Genomic DNA, 18588 nt, shown 5'->3' on the forward strand with positions numbered 1-18588 from the left:
GACAGAATCATGAGCGTGGCAAAGTTTGTGGCGGCCAACGGCCGTGAAGCGATGCGCAAGGTGCGCGAGGCCATGGGCCCCGATGCCGTGGTGCTCTCCAACCGCTCCATCGAAGGCGGCGTGGAAATCGTGGCGATGCGCGATACCGATCTTGGTGCGGTCAAGGCCAGCGCGCAGCTCTACGATCCGCCCGCATCCGCCATGGCGATGCCTTCGCCGTCGCCCATGCTCCAGGCGCTCAACGGCATCAACCCGCCGGCGGCCGACGGCATGCCGTTCGCCGCGCCCGCCAACACGCTCGCCGCCACCGCGCCCGATGCCGTCGCCAAAGACGATGGCGCGATGCACGATCTGCGCGGCGAACTGGCGTCGATGCGCTCGATGCTCGAACGTCAGTTCGCCGGGCTGTCCAACGGCGCGCCATCGGTGGCCGCGGGCGACCCGCTGCGCGAATCGCTGTTCGAGTGGCTCGTCAACGCGGGCTTCTCGGGCCAGTTGTCGCGCACGCTGCTGTCGCGCCTGCCGCTCGGCACCGATCGCCCCGCGGCCATGGCGTGGATCCGCCAGGAACTGGCAAGCAAGGTGCCGGTGTTGACCGACGAGGACGCGCTGTTTGCGCAGGGCGGCGTGCTCGCGCTGATCGGCCCGACCGGCGTGGGCAAGACCACCACCACCGCCAAGCTGGCCGCGCGCTTCGTGTTGCGCCACGGCCCGCAAAGCCTGGCGCTGCTGACCACCGACCGATTCCGGATCGGCGCGCACGAGCAACTGCGCATCTATGGCGACATCCTCGGCGTCCCGGTCCATGCCGTGAAAGACGCTGCCGATCTGCGCTTTGCGCTGTCGGCCATGCAGGACAAGCATCTGGTGATCATCGACACCGTTGGCATGAGCCAGCGCGACCGCAGCCTGTCGGACCAGATCGCGATGCTGGCCGGTGTGCAGGCGCCGATGCAGCGCGTGCTGCTGCTCAACGGCGCCGCGCACGGCGACACGCTCAACGAAGTCGTGCACGCCTATCGCAATGACGCCGCAGGCGCCGCTGGCGGCATCGACGGCTGCATCATCAGCAAGCTCGACGAAGCCACACATCTGGGATCGGTGCTCGATGTGGTGATCCGTCACCGTCTGCCGGTGTTCTATGCATCGACCGGCCAGCGCGTGCCGGAACATCTCGAACTGGCGCAGGCCAGTGCACTGGTCGAACGCGCATTCCTCACGCCGCGTCGCGGGTCGCTGTTCAATGACGCCGATGTGGCGCGCCGCCAGGCCGGCGCCGTCGACGCTGTGGCGCCGCGCGCGGCCGAGCGCAATGGCGCCGACGACATGCTGCGGTCGCTGACCGATAGCGCCAACGCCGTCGGCGTCTGCGTCGAAGAACTCAACGCCGCGCCGTACGGCTTCGATCTGGCCCGGCAGCTGTGGCAGCAGCGCACTGCCGGTGCGGCGGCGCTGCGACCGATGGTCCAGCAGGTGCGCCTGGCGATGTGCCGCGAGGCCAGCCGCGTTTGCGATCGCCACGTGCTGGCGGTGACGCAGAGCGTAGCCCAGCCGGTGCAGGGCCGCCGCGCGCCGCAGATGATGCAGCAGACGTTGTGGTTGTCCGATCGCGACGGCATGCCGCTGGCCAGCACCGTGGTGCCCGCCAGCCGTACGCGCCAGTCGCTGGCCGAAGCCGATGCCGAAGCGGAAGCCGCCACGGTGCGCACCACGCTGGCTGCCGCGCGCACGGTGGTCAACCTCAACACGTCGCTGCCCAGCCCCGCCACGCTTGCGCGCTGGCAGCAAAGCGGCGAACGCTGGGTGGCAGGCACGCGCAAGACCACGCGCGTGATTGCCAACGGTCTGGCCAACAAGGTCGACACGATTGCCGACACGCTCACGTTCCACGCCATCGGCGACGTGCGCTGCCGCGACCGCGATGCCGTGCACTGGCTCGCGCATTGCCTGGTGCGCGTGCCGGACGGCCAGGTGCGCGCCGCCGCGCGCGGACGTGCCAATGCCGCCAACGCGGGCGAAGCTGCCGAAACCGGCACCGAGGCGTGCCTGGTGGTGTCGCGCATGATCGCGCGCGACACCGGCGACACGCTGTCCGTCGAGTACACGCTGTGTGATCCGGCACTGGCCAACGATGCCGCGCAGGTCGCGCGCTGGGCGCAATGGACGCTCGACGCGGAGGATCAGTTCCGCACGTTGCGCCACGCAATGGACCATTTCGCGCAGGACGCCGATGAAGAGACCATGCCCTGCGCCAGCATGGTGGCGCTGCAACTGGGTCTGACCGCGCTGCGCCTGCAACACACGCCGACGCCGACGGCGCCGGCATTCCTGTCGCGACTGGCCGGTCGCGCCTCGGCGCGCGTCAATGCGCCGGTTGCCGGGCCGGTGCTCAACGAAGGCATGGGCCGGCTGCTGGCGCTGTTGGACGTGCTGGAAAACTATCCGGGCCGCAGCGCATCGCCCGCGATGATGGCCGTCGAACCAGCGGCCGACGCGCCCGAATCCGCTGCGTCCGCGATGCGGGCGATGGCCGCCATGGATGCCATGCCGCAGTTCGCGGCGGCCGGGGAGTAAGCCTTGAATCCGATGGCTTCCGATCAGGCAGAAAGCCTGCGCCGCCTGTTGGCGCCACGCGTGACGCGACGCATCGCGGTGGTCGCCGCCGAACCCGGGGCCGGCGCCACCACGGTGGCGCTGGGCCTGGCCAATGCGCTGTCGATGCAGGGCGAGCGCGTGCTGCTGGTGGACGAGGACGTCCACGGCGCGCGTGCCATGCGGCTTGCCGGCGCCACGCCCAGCGCTACGCTGGCCGATGTGCTGGCCGCACGCGTGCCGCTTGCCGCCGCGCTCGGCTCGCGCCCGGCCAGCGGCGTCGGCGTGCTGCCCGCCGGCCAGCTTGCGGCGGGCGCGATGCCCGACGAGCGGACGCTGTCGGCGCAATTGCCCGATATGCGCTCGGTGCTGATCGATGCGCGACGCGACGCCACCGGCGCGCTGTCGCCGATCGCCGCCACCGCGCACAACTTCGTGATCGTCCTGCGCCCGGAAGCGACGTCGATCACGGCAGCCTATGCATGCATCAAGCGGCTGCATCACGAATACGCATGCCGTCAATTCCAGCTGGTCGTCAATCTGGCGGCCACGGAAGGCGCGGTCACGGCCCTTGCGCGCAACCTGACTCGCACGGCGAGCCAGTACCTGGGCGTGGAGGCCGGCCTGGCAGGGTATCTGCCGATCGATCCGCTGGTGGCGCGTGCGCTCCAGCTCGGGCGCTGCGTGGTGGAGGCGTATCCCGCCGCCGCGGCCACCGGCGCGTTGCGGCACATCGCCAGCAGTGTTGGCGCATGGCCGTTGCGACAGACAGCATCGCCCCGTGGGATGGCTTCGGCCGTTCCCGCATGAAGCAAAGAACAAGAAGTCTCGACCGGACCGGAAACTCAGCCTGCCAGTCGCCGATTGCAGTCTCCGCGGCACTGGCCCACTCAGAAAGTATTTACCGAGAGTTCCACCCATGTACACGATTCAGGGAAAGCTCGAGCAGGCGGATGTGGTCAAATCCCACGCACCACTGGTACGGCGCATCGCGCTGCAACTGGCGGCAAAACTGCCCGCCAGCGTGCAGATCGACGACCTGATCCAGGCTGGCATGATCGGCCTGCTCGACGCCGCCAAGCGCTATGAAGACAACCACGGCGCGCGGTTCGAGACCTACGCCAGCCAGCGCATCCGCGGCGCGATGCTGGACGAAGTGCGCGCCAACGACTGGCAGTCGCGCAGCCTGCGGCAGTTCACGCGCAAGATCGAGCGTACCCAACGTCAGCTCGAGCAGAAGCTCGGCCGCACGCCGATCGACTCCGAGGTGGCCAAGGAGCTCGACATGGCGCTCGACGAATACCAGGAGCTGCTTAACGAGGTCTATGGCTGCCAGTTGCTGCACTACGAAGACTTCGAGCGGTCCGGCGAGGAGGATTTTCTCGATCGGCATCTGGGCGTTACCGACGACGCGAATCCGCTGACCGTATTGATGGAATCGGGCATGCGCGATGCGCTGATCCGCGCCATCGACAAATTGCCCGAACGCGAAAAGCTGGTGTTGTCGCTGTGCTACGACCAGGAACTGAACCTGCGCGAAATCGGCGCGGTGCTGGAAGTGACGGAGTCGCGCGTGTGCCAGATTCGCAGCCAGGCGATCGCGCGCCTGCGCAACCAGCTGCGCGGGATGCTGTAATGCAGCGCGCCATCGTGATCGCCGCGCTGTGCGCGTTTGGCCCGGGCTGGTCTGCCGCGCAGACGTCCGCGCCGGTCTTCATGAAGGCGACCTACGAGATCACGGGTTCGCGCTATGCGTGGACCGCATCCGCCGGGGCGCCGCAGATCGCAAACCGGGGGCAGCGCACACTGTCTTTACCGGTGCTGCCCGCCGCTACGATGCCGCAGGCGACGGGACGGATCACCTCGGTGCGCTGGCGCTACAGCTTCACCCGTACCCCGCCGGTCGATCTGCAAGCGTATCTGTGCAATGCGGATCGATGCGTTCTGCTGCCCGGCGCCGAGGGCAAGACCGATGCCTTTGTTGGCGACGACGCGACCAAGGGATTCGTCTTCGCCTATCGCGTGCCGGGCCAGGGCGGCCTCATGCCGATGCTGCAAGGCCGCAGCAACGAGGTGACTGTCAGTTACCGCTAAGACCTGAAATCAACGCGTTGCCACGGCGCAATGCCACCGCCCGGTGGCATGGTTTGTGCGCCATCCCGCCAGGCAACGTGCGGCGTGCGCCGTATTCGTCCTATCGTGCATATTTGCGCGGACCTCGCGTCCGCCATGTCGCATGCCGGCATGTAATTTCTACGTGCAAGTCCCGCCACGTTGCCATCCGCTGTCAGCCAGAAAGGATCCAACAACATGGAAGACTTCCGCGACATCAAGCTTTCGCGCCGTGAATTCGTGGTGGCCGGTGCGGCATCGATCACGGCTGCGGCAGCGCCGGCCGGCGCCGCTACGGCTGCCGCAACGGCGCCCGCGCCGCGCTCGCCAGCCGCCCTGAAGCCCGTGGCTTCGAAGGTGTCATTCATCGTCAATGGCCAGTCACGCGCGCTTGAGCTCGATACTCGTACCACGCTGCTCGACGCACTGCGCGAGCATCTGCATCTCACCGGCACCAAGAAGGGCTGCGATCACGGCCAATGCGGCGCGTGCACGGTGATCGTCGACGGCCGGCGCATCAATTCATGCCTGAGCCTTGCCGTCATGCACGAAGGCGCAAAGATCACCACGGTCGAAGGCCTCGGCACGCCCAATCGCATGCATCCGATGCAGGTCGCGTTCGTTAAGCACGATGGCTACCAGTGCGGCTATTGCACGCCGGGCCAGATCTGCTCGGCCGTGGCCGTGCTCGATGAAATCCGCGCAGGCATCCCTAGCCACGTCAGCGCCGATCTCAACGCGCGCCCGCTGCTGTCGGCAGATGAACTGCGCGAGCGCATGAGCGGCAATATCTGCCGCTGCGGCGCGTATTCAAACATTGTCGAGGCGATTGCCGAAGTTGCAGGGGGCCAGTCATGAATCCATTCTCCTACGCTCGCGCCACGTCGCCGGCCGATGCCGCCGCGGCAGCCCTGCAGACGCCCGGCGCGCGGTTTATCGCGGGCGGCACCAATCTGCTGGATCTGATGAAGCTTGGCATCGAATCGCCCACCCACCTGATCGACGTGAATGGACTGGCGCTCGACAAGATCGAGCCCACGGCCGAGGGCGGCCTGCGCGTGGGTGCGTTGGTGCGCAATACCGATCTGGCGGCGGACACGCGCGTGCGCCGCGACTACGGTGTGCTTGCGCGCGCACTGCTGGCCGGTGCATCGGGCCAGTTGCGCAATCGCGCAACCACCGCCGGCAACCTGCTGCAGCGTACGCGCTGCCCTTATTTCTACGACACCAATCAGGCCTGCAACAAGCGCCAACCGGGCAGCGGCTGCGCGGCGATTGGCGGCGTCAGCCGGCAGTTGGCGGTGATCGGCAGCAGCAGCGCATGCATCGCCACGCATCCGAGCGACATGGCAGTGGCCATGCGCGTGCTCGACGCCAGCGTGGAGACGGTGCGCCCCGACGGCGCAAGGCGCGTGATTCCCATTGCCGATTTTCATCGGTTGCCCGGCAATACGCCGCATATCGAAACCGCGCTCGAACGCGGCGAGCTGATCACGGCGGTCACGTTGCCGCCGCCGGTGGGCGGTGTGCAGTTCTACCGCAAGGTGCGCGATCGCGCGTCGTATGCGTTTGCGCTGGTGTCCGTGGCGGCCATCGTGCAGCACGATGGCACGGGCCGTGTGGCGCTGGGCGGGGTGGCGCACAAGCCGTGGCGTGTACCGGCGGCCGATGCGGAGATGCCGCACGGCGCCACGGCCGTGACGCAGCGCTTGCTGGACGGTGCCACGCCGACGGCCGACAACGCATTCAAGGTGCAACTGGCGCGGCGTACCGTGGCCGCGGTGCTGATGCAGGCCAAGGAGGGCACACGATGAAATTCGATACTCCCGCCACGACCAATCCGATCGACCAACTGCGCGTAGTCGGTCATCCCGTCGACCGCATCGACGGCGCACGCAAGACCACCGGCACCGCGCCCTACGCTTACGAGCGTCACGACATGGCGTCCAATCCGGCCTACGGCTATGTCGTTGGCGCGGCCATCGGACGCGGCCGCATCACGTCGATGCGGCTCGACGACGCGCGCCGCGCCCCGGGCGTGCTGGGCATCGTGACGGCCGACAACGCGGGCAAGCTGGGCAAGGGCGAGCGCAACACCGCCAGGCTGCTGGGTGGGCCCGATATCCAGCACTATCACCAGGCGATCGCACTGGTGATCGCGGAGACGTTCGAGCAGGCGCGCGCGGCCGCGATGCTGATTCACGTCGATTACGCCGCGGAAAAAGGCCGGTTCGACCTTGAGGAAGCATGCGGCTGGGCCGAGAAGCCGAAGAAGGAGTCGGAGCCGGACACCGCGGTGGGCGACTTTGCCGGTGCATTTGCGGCGGCGCCGGTTCAGCTCGACGCGCGCTACACCACACCCGATCAGTCGCATTCGATGATGGAGCCCCACGCGTCGATGGCGGCGTGGGATGGCGACAAGGTAACGATCTGGACGTCGAATCAGATGGTCGATTGGGCGCGCGAAGACATGGCGAAGACGCTTGGCGTGCCCAAGGAAAATATCCGCATCGTGTCGCCATTTATCGGCGGCGGCTTTGGCGGCAAGCTGTTTCTGCGCGCCGAGGCGCTGCTCGCCGTGCTCGGCGCGCGTCAGGTGCGCAGGCCGGTGAAGGTGGCGCTGACCCGGCCGGTGATTCCGAACAACACCACGCATCGACCCGCGACGATCCAGCGCATCCGCATCGGCGCCACGCGCGACGGCAAGATCACGGCCATCGGTCATGAAAGCTGGTCCGGCGATCAGGAAGGCGGCCAGCCGGAAACCGCCGTGATGCAGACGCGGCTGCTCTACGCCGGCGCCAATCGCATGACGTCGATGCGGCTCGCGACGCTCGACCTTCCCGAAGGCAACGCCATGCGCGCGCCCGGTGAGGCGCCGGGTTTGATGGCGCTGGAAATCGCCATCGACGAAATGGCCGAGAAACTGGGCATGGATCCGGTGCAGTTCCGCATTCTCAACGATACGCAAGTGGACCCGGAAAAGCCGCAGCGGCCGTTTTCGCAGCGTCGCTTTGTGGAATGCCTGCGCCTGGGCGCGGAACGGTTTGGCTGGCAACGCCGCAATCCGAAGCCGGCTTCCATGCGCCAGGGGCAATGGCTGATCGGCATGGGCGTGGCTTCTGCGTTCCGCAATAACCTGCTGACCAAATCGGGCGCGCGCGTCAGCATCGATCCGAATGGCATGGTGATCGTCGAAACCGACATGACCGACATCGGCACGGGCAGCTATACCGTCATCGCGCAGACCGCGGCGGAAATGTTGGGCGTGCCGCTGGAACGCGTGGTGGCCAGACTCGGCGATTCGCAGTATCCGGTGTCGTGCGGATCGGGCGGGCAGTGGGGCGGCAACAGTTCCACTGCCGGCGTCTATGCGGCTTGCGTGAAACTGCGCCAGACCCTGGCCGATCGCGCGGGCTTCAACGCCGACGAGGCGGTGTTCGAAAACGGCCAGATCCGTGCGGGTGGCCGCAGCGTGCCGTTGACGCAGTTCGCGGGCGCAAGCGCCGAGGACGCAATGGAGTACGGCGATCTCGACAAGAAGTACCAGCAATCGACGTTCGGCGGGCATTTCGTCGAAGTGGCCGTGGACGCCGCTACCGCCGAAGTGCGCGTGCAGCGCATGCTGGCCGTTTGCGCGGCCGGCCGCATCCTCAATCCAAAGTCGGCGCGCAGCCAGGTCATCGGCGCCATGACAATGGGCGTGGGCGCCGCGCTGATGGAAGCGCTGCATGTCGACAAGCGCATTGGCTATTTCGTCAATCACGACCTGGCCAGCTACGAGGTGCCCGTGCACGCCGATATTCCGCATCAGGACGTGATCTTCCTCGACGAAACCGATCCGATCTCGTCGCCGATGAAGGCCAAGGGCGTGGGCGAACTCGGCATCTGCGGCGTTGCCGCGGCTGTAGCCAACGCGGTGTACCACGCTACCGGCATACGCGTACGCGACTACCCGCTGACACTGGACAAGATGTTGGCGCAGATGCCGACGGTGGGGTGACTGGCCGGGGAATGTCTGGGGCGACAGGGATTTCCTAACGCCCCAGTTTCTCCAGCATGGCGCGAAGCATCTGCTGTTCCTGATCGGTCAGCCCGGCGGCGATGCGGGCGTCGTGCTCGCAGACGGTCCGCGTGACTTCGCTGAGCGTCTGGCGGCCGATGTCCGTGAGCGCCAGACCGTAGGCGCGTCGATCGGTGGGCGAGGGCACCCGTTGCACCAACGACATCGATTCGAGTGCGTCCACCAGCAGCACGGCCCCGGACCGGGCGATGCCGAGGATCTGGGCGAGGTCGGTCAGTTTCAGGTCCGGGTTGCGCGCGATGATCTGCAGCGCCGAAAAGCGCGGCGGCGTAATGTTCCACGGCGCCAGCGACGCCACGAAATCTTCGTAGATGCGGATCTGTGCGCGTCGAATGGCGTATCCGATCAGCGAGTCGAGTACGCCGTAGTCGACATGCGGCACATGCGGTTCGAAGTGGCCGCCGTCCGGGTCGGGAGCGAGCGGATCGCGTGTTTGCCGGGAAGATGCCATCGTCGGCTACCGCACCAGGAAGACGCGCAGATCGACGCGATCGGGATGGCGTGCGCCCGATGCGACGAACAGGTGCTGCATCAGCCAGCGGTACTGCGGCGCGGCGGTTTCGAAGCGGGGCGCCGTACGGAAGTAGATTTCCGCGGGGTCCACCGTTTCGCCTCGGTTGAGCCGTGCGATCACGGACGCCGTGCCAGTGCGCACGCCAGCGTTGACGACATAGATGCGCGCGCCGTCGTCGGTCTCGATCACATAACGGGCCTCGATATCGGCAGTGGTCACGCCGTCGCCGCTGTCGTGCCGGATCAACTGGAAGTCCGCACCGCCGGGCAGGATGCGCCCATTCAGGCGCGCACCTTGCACCGTGCCAGAGAGGATCGAAATCAGCCGTCGCTGGCCCAGCGCCGTCACGCCCACTTCGGTGGGCGCTGCCACTTGCACGCTGATGTCGGCCAGCGGCTCCAGCGTGGGCGTTGCAATGCCGGGCTTCATTTGAGCAGCTTCCAGTTGCCGTTGTCGATCGTCAGCATGACGCGTCCGCGTTTGTCAAAACCGAAGTGATCCTGTGCCGTGTAGTTCAGCACTCCATGCGAAACGACGATGTCGCGTTCGCTTTCCAGTGCGTCCTTGAGCGCCTTGCGAAACTCTGGCGTACCGGGCTTGGCCTTTTTCAACGCCACCGGCACGATACGCTGCAGCACCAGGCCGGCGTCGTAGGGATGCGCGCCAAACTGCGTGCGCGTTTCAGGCCCGTATTGTTTTTCATAGCGGGTCACATAGTCCATGCCGGGCTTCTTCACGGGATCGCTCGATGGCAATTGCTCGGCCACGATGACCGGGCCAGCCGGCAGAATCGCGCCGTTGACCGCCTTGCCGCCGATGCGGATCAGATCGCGCGTGGCTGCGCCATGCGTCTGATAGATCGGCCCGGTGTAGCCGCGCTCGCGCAGCGTGGTGTGCGGCAAGGCCGCGCCCGTGCCCGCGCCAGCGATCAGCACCGCATCGGCGCGCGCGGCGATCAGCTTCAATGCTTGCGCGGTGACGCTGGTATCGGATCGCGCGTAGCGCTCGGCGGCCGTCACCTTGATGCCGTTGGTCTGCGCGGCCGCGGTGAATTCCTTGAGCCACGTTTCGCCATAGGCGTCTGCAAAGCCGATAAAGGCCACCGACTTCACGCCATTGGCCTTGGCCTTTTCTGCCACGGCTTCGGCCATCAGTTTCACCGGCTGCGCCAGCCGATACGTCCACGCGCCGCGACCCGGCTTGAGTTCGATCGGCGAGAAGGCCAGCTGCACGGTCTGACTTTCATCGGCTACCTCGGAAATCGCAATCGAAGGGGCCACCGCCGACGACCCAAGGATGATGTCGACCTTGTCGTCGGTGACAAAGCGGCGCGCAATCTTGGTGCCTTGTGTCGGGTCCGATCCATCGTCCATCACGATGTAGTGAATCTTCTCGCCCGCAATCGTTTCGGGCAGAAACGGCATGGTGTTCTTCTGCGGGATGCCCAGCGATGCGGAGGGTCCGGTCGATGCAATGCTGACGCCCACCGTGACGTCGGCCTGCGCGATGGCGCTGGCCAGTGAGAGTGCCGCGAGAGCGGCGTGGGCAAGGGTCCTGCGCGATGGGGTCAGCATTGTCTCCTCCGTTCTGTTCTGATTCTTCGATGCCGCAATCGGATTGCGGATATGGCTTTTTGTGGCTCAGGTCTTGGCCGCCTGCAACTGCTGCTGGCCAAAACCAGCCAGGGTCTTGTAGCGCTGCGCAATCGCTTCGAGCTCGCTGCGCGCAATGACATCGTCAATTCTGGCAAAGCCCTGCGGCGCGCGGACTTCGGCCAGTTGCATGACCTGTTCCGGTCCGTTCATGCGATTGCGCAGCACGATGCCCGCCGTGCGCGGCAATCGTTCGGCCTCATATTCGCGCAGCGCGTAATTGATATCGCGTTCATTGCAGAGGCAGTCCGACAAATAGCGTGCATCGACGATCGCCTGCGCACTGCCGTTCGATCCGATCGGGTACATCGGATGCGCGGCGTCGCCCAGCAGCGTCACGCGCCCGAACGTCCAGCGCGGCAGCGGGTCCTTGTCGACCATCGGGAATTCATAGATCGCTTCGGCGCTGTCGATCAATGCGGGGATATCGATCCATTTCCAGCGCCAGTCTGCAAACGCAGCACGAAACACCGACTTGTCGACCTGGCGGTTCCAGTCGCTGCGCGGCGGCGCTTCCGGGTAGTCTTCGGACACACGCAGCTCGGCAATCCAGTTGATGCGAGAGCGGCCCTGCGCACGCATCGGTTCGGAGATCGGATACGCCACGAACTTTTGGTCCTGATGGCCCGCCATGAACATCGAGCGTCCATCGAGATAGGGAGCGGCATCGCTGGTCGCGCGCCACAGCAGCCGCCGCGAAAAGCGCGGGGCGTCGCCACTCGGATAGAAGTGCCGCCGCACGGCGGAATGGATGCCGTCGGCGCCTACCAGCACATCGGCATGCGCCTGCACCAGAACGTTGTCGCTGCGGCGCCGCAACGTGAACTGTGTCGGCTCGCCGGATTTCTCGCCAGTGCTTTCGATCGATTCCAGCGTATGACCGGTATGGATGCGGTCGGCGCCCAGCCGCGCCACCGCGGTCCGATACAGCAACATCTGGAATTCGCCGCGATGCACCGAGAACTGCGGCCAGTCATACCCGGCCGCGCGGCCGCGCGGTTCATGCCAGATTTGTTGCCCGAACTTGTTGAAGTAGGACAGCGACGAGGTCTCGATGGCCATCGCGGCCAGCGCGTCCTGCAGGCCCAGCGCCGATAGTTCCTTCACGGCGTGAGGCAGCAGGTTGATGCCTACGCCAAGCGGACGCAGCGTCTCGCTGGCCTCCCACACCTCGACGTCGAATCCGTTCCGATGGCAAAGCAAGGCGAGCGTCAGCCCGCCGATGCCGCCGCCAGCAATCGCAATCTTCATATGTCTCCCCCGCGCATCGCTCTCGCAAAACGGGATGCACGTTCCGCGGCGCCTGCTGTCGATTGTTCTACTGTATAACTAATTTTGGGCGCGGAAAGTTAGCGATTTCCCTGACTGTCGGACGGCGCGCGCCTCAGGCGCCCAGCAGCGCGTCGGCAATCAAATCAGCGGTGTTGACCGAATCGGTGAGTCCAAGATGACCGTGGCCCACTGCCAGCCACAGGCCCCGCTGTCCAGGGGCGGCGCCGATTACGGGAACGGAGTTGGGCATGCACGGGCGATGACCCATCCAAGTGGTCACGGGGCGATCGTCGAGGCCGCGGAAGGTCTCGCGTGCAATCCGTTCGAGCATTGCGGCGCGGGCAGCGTCGGGCGGGCGCTGCAAACCGGCGATCTCCACGGTGCCACCGACGCGCAGTCCATCCTCCATCGGCGTGACGAAGATCTTGCGGTCGGTTAGCACCACCGTGCGCGATACCACGTCGTGCGCGCCGGTGAATTGCACGTGGTAGCCGCGCTGGCTTTCCAGCGCCAGCGATACGCCAAGCGGACTGAGCAGGGCGCGCGACCATGCGCCGGCTGCCACCACCACATGATCGAAGCTGTAGCGCTGGCTGGCGCCCTGCAGGGACCACTGGTCGCCACTGCGCTGCAGGCGCTGGATCTCGTCGCGCAGCAGCGTGCCGCCACGCTGCACAAATGCGGCGGCAATTGCCTGCGTGTAGCGCGCGGGATTCAGGATGGTGGCGTGGTCGGCCAGCATCACGCCGGCCCGGTAGCGGGCGGCAACGTGCGGCTCGAGTGCTTCGATGCCTGCGCGGTCGAGCACTTCGTAGCGGAAGCCAAAGCGCTCGCGCAGGCGCCACGCCTGTGCATCGTCATCGAACGCAGCGGCGTCGGTGTAAAGATGAAGGTGCCCGCGCTGCAGGAACAGTTCGGGCACGCCCACCTCTTGCGCCAGCGCGCGGTGCTTGTCGATGGCGCCCGCATGCAGCGCGGCTAATGCGGCGGCGGCGCGCTCCACGCGGGCGGGCGTGGCCGACAACACGAAACGCGTCAGCCACGATGCGGCGGCGGGCAGATACGCCGCCCGCAAATGCAACGGGCTTTCCGGATCGATCAGCATCTTCGGCACGCTGGCCAGTATGCCGGGCATGGCCAGCGGCGCGACGGAACTCACGCTGATCGCGCCGGAATTGCCGTAGCTGCAGCCGCTGGCCGGACCTTCGCGATCGATCAGCGTTACTTGCGCGCCGCGTTTGCGCAGCGCCAGCGCAATGCAGCTGCCGACGATTCCTGCGCCGATCACGGCAACGCGCGGGCCTGCGGATGGGAGGGATGGGGCGTGTGTGGTCATGGCCGCACAAGTTACTGCCGAACGCATCGCCGGGCAAGCGTCTGCGCCGTCGTGGCGCACGCCGCGCACCATCGCGCTGCATCACGGTGCATGCGCGACAGATTTTCCGGGGGGACCCATGGCACGGAACCTGCTGAGCCATGGACGGAGAGTAGAAGCGTTCAGCGGCCTGCGCCGCCCGGAAATTGCTCGCCAAGTGTCCCCACACCTGTTTCCGGAGTTTTCCATCATGCGCCGCCGTTCCTTTCTCCGCGCCACGGGCGCCACCGCCTTCGCTTCGCTGTTCGCCGCACCTGCCATCGTGCGCGCCACCGGTTCGCTGCAGAAATTCAAGTTCAACCTCGGCTGGAAGGTGGAAGCTTCCGGTGCGGGATTCCTGCTGGCCCTGCAGCGCGGCTACTACAAGGACGCGGGGCTCGACGTAGTGATCGATACCGGCAACGGGTCGGCGTCGGCCATCAGTCTGGTGGCGGGCGGCGCCTACGATTGCGCGTCCGCCGATCTGGCCGCGATGATCGAATTCAATGCGGCCAATCCTGCCGCGGCGCTCAAGGCCGTGGCCATCCAGTACGACCTGAATCCCAACGCGGTAATCGTGCGCAAGGGCGGCGGCATTGCAAAGCCTGGCGATCTCGCCGGCAAGACCATCCTGGGGCAGCCGTTCAACGCATCGCGCAAGCTGTTCCCGGTGTTCGCCAAGGCGCAGGGCTTCGACCCGTCTTCGGTGAAATGGGAAAGCGTGACGCCCGACATCGGCGATACGCGCTTTGTCAAAGGCGATTTCGACGCCGCCGCGTATTTCTACTTCACGGGCCTGCTGAATCTGAAGGCGCGCGGCATGGGCCCGGAGAAGCTCACTGTGTTCCGCTTTTCCGACTACGGCATGAAGTCGTACGGCAATGGCCTGGTCGCCAATCGCAAGACGATGGCCGAGCAGCCGGAGGCGATGAAGGCGTTCGTCAAAGCTTCCACGCGCGGCTGGATCGAAGCGATGGCCGATCCGAAGGCCGGCGCCGCAGCGGTGAAGACGCGCGAGCCGCTGGCGGACCAGACGCTGGAACTGGAGCGCCTGAAGCTGATCGTCGACGGCACGATGCGCACCGCCGATACGCAGCGCGACGGCTGGGGCGCTGCCACGCAGGCGCGCTTGCAGGCAACCGTCGACGAAACGGTTGGCGCGTTCGGCATCAAACCCGGCATGACCGTGGCCGATATCTGGACCGACCAGTTCCTGCCGGCGCTGGCCGACCGCAAGCTCAAGGCGTGACAGGAGCCGCAATGTCGATTCCCGTTATCGATCTGACCGATGCGCTCACGCCCGGTGCGCCGCGTAGCGCCGAAGTGGCGCAGGCATTTCGCGCCGCCGCCATGGCGTCCGGCTTCTTCTATGTCCGCCATCACGGCGTGCCGCGCGATCTGGTGGCGCGTCAGTTTGGCCTGGCACAGGCGCTGCTCGATCTTCCCGCCAGCACGCGGCAGGCGTTGGCGATGGGAAATTCCCCGACGATGCGTGGCTTCGAGAACCTGGGCGACCAGCGACTCGACGCCGCGGCGCGCCCCGATCTGAAGGAGAGCTTCTATTGCGGCATGGCGTATCCCGACGACCATCCCTATGTGGTGGCGGGTTACCAGACCTATGGTCACAACCAGTGGCCGATTGAATTGCCGCAGGCGCCGGCGCAGTGCCAGACGTATATCGACGCCATGCTCGTGCTGTCGCGCAGGCTGATGCAGCTGATGGCGCTATCGCTGTCGCTGCCCGAAAACTATTTCGATCACACCAGCGAAAATCCGATGGTGACGCTGCGCATGATCCGCTATCCCGCGCATCCGGCCAACGCCGATGCGCGGACGTTCGGCGCTGGCGCCCATACCGACTGGGGCGCGATCACGATCCTCGCGCAGGACGCGCATGGCGGTCTGGAGGTCTGCACGCCGGAAGGCGAGTGGGTGCCGGCCACGCCGATGGCAGACTGCTTCGTCGTGAACCTTGGCGACATGGTGCCGCGCTGGACCAACGGCCGCTACCACTCCAATCCGCATCGCGTGCGCAACGTGCATTCGGGTGGGGCGCCGCGTTATTCGATTCCCTTCTTCTACGAACCGGATTACTTTGCCCGCATCGAACCGGTGCCCGGCACCGTGCCGGAGGGCGAGGCGCCGCGTTACACGCCCTGCACGGCAGGCGAGCATCTGACGGAGATGTACCGCAAGACGTACGTGGCGGAGGCGTCGGCATGAAGCTGTGGTTCAACCTGTTGTGCCGCGATATCGACGCGCAATTCGATTTCTACCGCAGCCTGCTTGATCTGCCCGAAGCGGCGCAAAGTCGCTCGCCGATTTATTGCGCACTGGAAACGGCCGATTTCCAGTTTGGCTTCAACGCAGCGCCCGCCTACGCACTGCTTGGCATCGGCGAGCGCCAGCCCGCGCACGATGCACGGCTTCCGGTGGTGGCGTACGCCACCTTTATGGTCGATACGCCAGGCGCCGTCGATGCCGCCGCAGCGTATGTCGCGCGGTCACCGGGAGACGTCATCAAGCCGCCGTTTGCTACCTACTACGGGCAATGGCAAACGGTGCTGCAGGATCCGGAAGGCAATGTGTTCCGCGTGGCGTGCGCAGCCTTGCCAGCGGGGGTGGCGCCGGGCAGCCTGTCGCTGCCGCAGTGATGGCGCTGGATGGGCGCCGGCGTCGCGCGGTGCAGTCTTGTGCCCGCAGTGCTGCGGTCTTGATAATCGGGAAAAGGACGCCATATGGGTGGCTGTTTGTGATCAATTCCGCCCCCGCATGTACAAGAAAGGCACCTCCGTAGAAATTCAGTTTCCCCCACAACGCCTGAACGATGGCGCTGGCGATCCGTATTGGGTGGACCTTTCCATCGACGAAGCGCGGGCGTTGCTCGAACGCTTGCAGAACCATCTGGCCCAGGCTACGCAAGGCACCGATGCGCCGCTGGTGTTCAGCCTTGAGGGCCCCGCCGGCGACGACGCCAACGCGGCACGGCACTCCGCCGACGCGCCCACGGCGCAGTCGCCCGCATCGCCGCCCGAATACAGGCAGTGGGTCTGCATCATCTGCGGCTGGGTCTACGACGAAGCCACCGGCTGGCCCGAAGACGGCATCGCGCCCGGCACGCGCTGGGAAGACATCCCCGACGACTGGCGCTGCCCCGAATGCGATGTCGGCAAGGAAGACTTCGCGATGGTCGAGTTCTGAAGCAAAAAAAACGACGCGCCGGCGTCGTTTTTCTTTACTTGCCTATCCCGCATCTCAACCGCGCGGTCCCGCCAGAAAGTCCAGGTCGCAGCCTTCGGGCGCCTGCATCACGGTGCGGTCATAAAGACCACGATAGCCGCCCGAGCGCGGTGCGGGTTTCTCGAATGTGGACAATCTGCGCGCGATTTCGTCTTCGGGCACCAGCAGGTCGATCGACTTGTTTTGTACCGACAGGCGGATACGGTCGCCGTTGCGGACCGCTGCCAGCGGGCCGCCTGCCGCGGTTTCGGGCGATACGTGCAGCACGATCGTGCCGTACGCGGTGCCACTCATGCGGGCATCGGAAATGCGCACCATGTCCTTGACGCCCGCGCGCGCCAGTTTGGCCGGGATCGGCAGGTAGCCGGCCTCCGGCATACCCGCCGCCAGCGGGCCGGCATTCTTGAGCACCAGGATGTCGTCGGCGGTGACGTCCAGCGCGGGATCGTCGATGCGTTGCGCCAGATCCTCCAACCCGTCAAATACCACCGCGCGTCCTTCCTTCTCGAACAACGCGGGCGTGGCCGCCGCGCGCTTGAAGATGGCGCCGTCGGGCGCCAGGCTGCCCTTCAGTGCGATCAGGCCGCCCACTGGCGACACGGGCGCGTCGAACGCCCGGATCACCTTGCGGTCGATCCATCCGGCTGGCGCGTCCAGGCGTTCGCGCAGCGTGGTGCCGTCGATGGTCAGGCAATCGAGGTGCAGCAGCGGCCGCAGCTCGCGCAGCACGGCGCCCATGCCGCCGGCAGCGTGAAAGTCCTCCATATAGCCTTCGCCAACAGGCTTCAGATCGACCAGCACCGGCGTTTCGTCGGAAATCTCGTTCAGGCGCCGGGCGTCGATGCGGATGCCAAGCCGGCCTGCGATGGCGGTCAGATGGATGATCGCGTTGGTGGATCCGCCCAGCGCCATCAGCACGCGGAAGGCGTTTTCCACCGATTGCTCGGTGATGATCTGCGCCGGATAGATCGGCCGATGCGCCAGCCGCACGGCTGCCTTGCCGGTTTCCTCGGCTGCAACCAGACGCTGCGAATCGACGGCGGGAATCGCAGCGGTGCCTGGCAGCGCAATGCCCAGCGCCTCGGCGATGCATGCCATCGTGCTGGCCGTGCCCATCACCGCGCAAGTGCCGGCGGTCGTAGCCAGCCGCGTTTCGACGACCTGGATTTCCTGCTGATCGACTTCTCCGGCGCGATATTTGGCCCAGAAGCGCCGGCAGTCGGTGCAGGCGCCCAGCCGTTCACCCCGATAGCGGCCGGTGGACATCGGGCCGGTCACCAGCTGGATCGCCGGCCGTCCCGCCGATGCAGCCCCCATCAATTGCGCCGGCACCGTCTTGTCGCAACCGCCAATCAGCACGACGGCATCCATCGGCTGCGCGCGCACCATTTCTTCCACGTCCATCGACATCAGGTTGCGATAGACCATGCTGGTGGGGTTAAGGAACACCTCGCCCAGCGAAATGGTGGGGAACGCGCGGGGCAGGCCGCCCGCGGCCAGCACGCCGCGCGACACCGCCTCCACCAGCTGCGGCATATAGCGGTGGCAATTATTGAAATCGCTCGGCGACGCGGCAATGCCGACGACGGGACGCGACAGCAGCTCGCTGGAAATGCCCATCGAGTGCGCCATCGAGCGGCGCAGATAGCGTGCGAAATCGCGGTCGCCGTAGTTGGTCAAACCGTTGTCCAGACCGAGCGGCTCCGACATGGCGATTCTCCTGCGGGATTTATGGGATTTATGGGATTTGTGGGATGAGCGATGCGGG

Annotated in this window: 17 protein-coding genes; 11 read left to right on the forward strand and 6 right to left on the reverse strand. The window is 66.2% G+C overall.

The genetic code is table 11. The features are described from left to right. The first annotated feature begins 9 nt into the window (after positions 1 to 9). The 7 genes from flhF to paoC all read left to right on the forward strand — a co-directional run bounded on the left by flhF (position 10) and on the right by paoC (position 8707). Positions 10 to 2574: a flagellar biosynthesis GTPase FlhF gene (flhF, locus tag AC1RKI_RS18780; RefSeq protein WP_244788530.1), complete on the forward strand. Its 2565-nt coding sequence runs from the start codon at positions 10 to 12 to the stop codon at positions 2572 to 2574. Positions 2575 to 2586: 12 nt separating this feature from the next. Next, positions 2587 to 3402 (forward strand): MinD/ParA family ATP-binding protein, encoded by an 816-nt coding sequence (locus tag AC1RKI_RS18785; protein ID WP_223506337.1) that lies wholly within the window; start codon positions 2587 to 2589, stop codon positions 3400 to 3402. Between the two features lie 109 nt (positions 3403 to 3511). Beyond that, positions 3512 to 4228, forward strand: coding sequence for an RNA polymerase sigma factor FliA (locus AC1RKI_RS18790; protein ID WP_061958704.1), 717 nt, complete (start codon positions 3512 to 3514; stop codon positions 4226 to 4228). Continuing rightward, the gene (locus AC1RKI_RS18795; protein WP_061958705.1) at positions 4228 to 4686 is read left to right on the forward strand and encodes a flagellar protein FlhE; all 459 of its coding nucleotides are present in this window, start codon (positions 4228 to 4230) and stop codon (positions 4684 to 4686) included. The genes AC1RKI_RS18790 and AC1RKI_RS18795 overlap by 1 nt, the downstream gene beginning before the upstream one ends. A 216-nt stretch (positions 4687 to 4902) precedes the next feature. Beyond that, positions 4903 to 5562, forward strand: coding sequence for an aldehyde dehydrogenase iron-sulfur subunit PaoA (gene paoA, locus AC1RKI_RS18800; protein WP_492796550.1), 660 nt, complete (start codon positions 4903 to 4905; stop codon positions 5560 to 5562). After that, complete coding sequence (locus AC1RKI_RS18805; RefSeq protein ID WP_492796552.1) at positions 5559 to 6518, forward strand: FAD binding domain-containing protein; 960 nt, start codon at positions 5559 to 5561, stop codon at positions 6516 to 6518. The genes paoA and AC1RKI_RS18805 overlap by 4 nt, the downstream gene beginning before the upstream one ends. Continuing rightward, positions 6515 to 8707 carry an aldehyde oxidoreductase molybdenum-binding subunit PaoC gene (gene paoC / locus AC1RKI_RS18810; protein ID WP_492796554.1) on the forward strand — a complete coding sequence of 731 codons (2193 nt, stop codon included), beginning with the start codon at positions 6515 to 6517 and terminating at the stop codon, positions 8705 to 8707. Before AC1RKI_RS18805 ends, paoC begins: the two co-directional genes overlap by 4 nt. 34 nt (positions 8708 to 8741) lie before the next feature. On the opposite strand, the gene AC1RKI_RS18815 is transcribed toward paoC, so the two are convergent. The 5 genes from AC1RKI_RS18815 to AC1RKI_RS18835 form a co-directional block, all read right to left on the reverse strand. Next, positions 8742 to 9239: a MarR family winged helix-turn-helix transcriptional regulator gene (locus AC1RKI_RS18815; RefSeq protein ID WP_150982364.1), complete on the reverse strand. Its 498-nt coding sequence runs from the start codon at positions 9237 to 9239 to the stop codon at positions 8742 to 8744. A 6-nt stretch (positions 9240 to 9245) separates the two neighbouring features. After that, complete coding sequence (locus AC1RKI_RS18820; RefSeq protein WP_492796556.1) at positions 9246 to 9731, reverse strand: DUF3237 domain-containing protein; 486 nt, start codon at positions 9729 to 9731, stop codon at positions 9246 to 9248. Then, a complete protein-coding gene (locus AC1RKI_RS18825; RefSeq protein ID WP_244788534.1) occupies positions 9728 to 10876 on the reverse strand; it encodes an ABC transporter substrate-binding protein in 1149 nt (382 codons plus the stop codon). The genes AC1RKI_RS18820 and AC1RKI_RS18825 overlap by 4 nt, the downstream gene beginning before the upstream one ends. A 66-nt stretch (positions 10877 to 10942) precedes the next feature. After that, complete coding sequence (locus AC1RKI_RS18830; RefSeq protein WP_492796558.1) at positions 10943 to 12205, reverse strand: flavin-dependent oxidoreductase; 1263 nt, start codon at positions 12203 to 12205, stop codon at positions 10943 to 10945. 133 nt (positions 12206 to 12338) lie between these two features. After that, on the reverse strand, positions 12339 to 13562 hold the full coding sequence (locus AC1RKI_RS18835) for an NAD(P)/FAD-dependent oxidoreductase (protein ID WP_492796560.1): 1224 nt from the start codon (positions 13560 to 13562) through the stop codon (positions 12339 to 12341). Between the two features lie 229 nt (positions 13563 to 13791). Here AC1RKI_RS18835 and AC1RKI_RS18840 point away from each other — a divergent pair, with 229 nt between their 5' ends. From AC1RKI_RS18840 to AC1RKI_RS18855, 4 genes are all read left to right on the forward strand, one after another. Then, positions 13792 to 14829, forward strand: coding sequence for an ABC transporter substrate-binding protein (locus tag AC1RKI_RS18840; protein ID WP_150982360.1), 1038 nt, complete (start codon positions 13792 to 13794; stop codon positions 14827 to 14829). A gap of 11 nt (positions 14830 to 14840) precedes the next feature. Continuing rightward, positions 14841 to 15803 carry an isopenicillin N synthase family dioxygenase gene (locus AC1RKI_RS18845; RefSeq protein WP_492796562.1) on the forward strand — a complete coding sequence of 321 codons (963 nt, stop codon included), beginning with the start codon at positions 14841 to 14843 and terminating at the stop codon, positions 15801 to 15803. Further along, positions 15800 to 16234 (forward strand): VOC family protein, encoded by a 435-nt coding sequence (locus AC1RKI_RS18850; RefSeq protein WP_227460423.1) that lies wholly within the window; start codon positions 15800 to 15802, stop codon positions 16232 to 16234. Before AC1RKI_RS18845 ends, AC1RKI_RS18850 begins: the two co-directional genes overlap by 4 nt. Positions 16235 to 16352: 118 nt before the next feature. Beyond that, on the forward strand, positions 16353 to 16781 hold the full coding sequence (locus AC1RKI_RS18855) for a rubredoxin (RefSeq protein ID WP_150982358.1): 429 nt from the start codon (positions 16353 to 16355) through the stop codon (positions 16779 to 16781). A gap of 54 nt (positions 16782 to 16835) precedes the next feature. On the opposite strand, the gene AC1RKI_RS18860 is transcribed toward AC1RKI_RS18855, so the two are convergent. After that, positions 16836 to 18530, reverse strand: coding sequence for an IlvD/Edd family dehydratase (locus AC1RKI_RS18860; protein WP_150982357.1), 1695 nt, complete (start codon positions 18528 to 18530; stop codon positions 16836 to 16838). Between the last annotated feature and the right edge of the window lie 58 nt (positions 18531 to 18588).

Source organism: Cupriavidus sp. GW822-FHT06G04, from assembly GCF_058799075.1.

Coding starts and splice junctions, on each gene's coding strand:
- AC1RKI_RS18860 (WP_150982357.1), bottom strand. CDS start 18,530: ATGTCGGAGCCGCTCGGTCTGGACAACGGTTTGACCAACTACGGCGAC.
- AC1RKI_RS18825 (WP_244788534.1), bottom strand. CDS start 10,876: ATGCTGACCCCATCGCGCAGGACCCTTGCCCACGCCGCTCTCGCGGCA.
- paoA (WP_492796550.1), top strand. CDS start 4,903: ATGGAAGACTTCCGCGACATCAAGCTTTCGCGCCGTGAATTCGTGGTG.
- paoC (WP_492796554.1), top strand. CDS start 6,515: ATGAAATTCGATACTCCCGCCACGACCAATCCGATCGACCAACTGCGC.
- AC1RKI_RS18845 (WP_492796562.1), top strand. CDS start 14,841: ATGTCGATTCCCGTTATCGATCTGACCGATGCGCTCACGCCCGGTGCG.
- AC1RKI_RS18790 (WP_061958704.1), top strand. CDS start 3,512: ATGTACACGATTCAGGGAAAGCTCGAGCAGGCGGATGTGGTCAAATCC.
- AC1RKI_RS18830 (WP_492796558.1), bottom strand. CDS start 12,205: ATGAAGATTGCGATTGCTGGCGGCGGCATCGGCGGGCTGACGCTCGCC.
- AC1RKI_RS18815 (WP_150982364.1), bottom strand. CDS start 9,239: ATGGCATCTTCCCGGCAAACACGCGATCCGCTCGCTCCCGACCCGGAC.
- AC1RKI_RS18840 (WP_150982360.1), top strand. CDS start 13,792: ATGCGCCGCCGTTCCTTTCTCCGCGCCACGGGCGCCACCGCCTTCGCT.
- AC1RKI_RS18805 (WP_492796552.1), top strand. CDS start 5,559: ATGAATCCATTCTCCTACGCTCGCGCCACGTCGCCGGCCGATGCCGCC.
- AC1RKI_RS18785 (WP_223506337.1), top strand. CDS start 2,587: ATGGCTTCCGATCAGGCAGAAAGCCTGCGCCGCCTGTTGGCGCCACGC.
- AC1RKI_RS18835 (WP_492796560.1), bottom strand. CDS start 13,562: ATGACCACACACGCCCCATCCCTCCCATCCGCAGGCCCGCGCGTTGCC.
- AC1RKI_RS18820 (WP_492796556.1), bottom strand. CDS start 9,731: ATGAAGCCCGGCATTGCAACGCCCACGCTGGAGCCGCTGGCCGACATC.
- AC1RKI_RS18795 (WP_061958705.1), top strand. CDS start 4,228: ATGCAGCGCGCCATCGTGATCGCCGCGCTGTGCGCGTTTGGCCCGGGC.
- AC1RKI_RS18855 (WP_150982358.1), top strand. CDS start 16,353: ATGTACAAGAAAGGCACCTCCGTAGAAATTCAGTTTCCCCCACAACGC.
- AC1RKI_RS18850 (WP_227460423.1), top strand. CDS start 15,800: ATGAAGCTGTGGTTCAACCTGTTGTGCCGCGATATCGACGCGCAATTC.
- flhF (WP_244788530.1), top strand. CDS start 10: ATGAGCGTGGCAAAGTTTGTGGCGGCCAACGGCCGTGAAGCGATGCGC.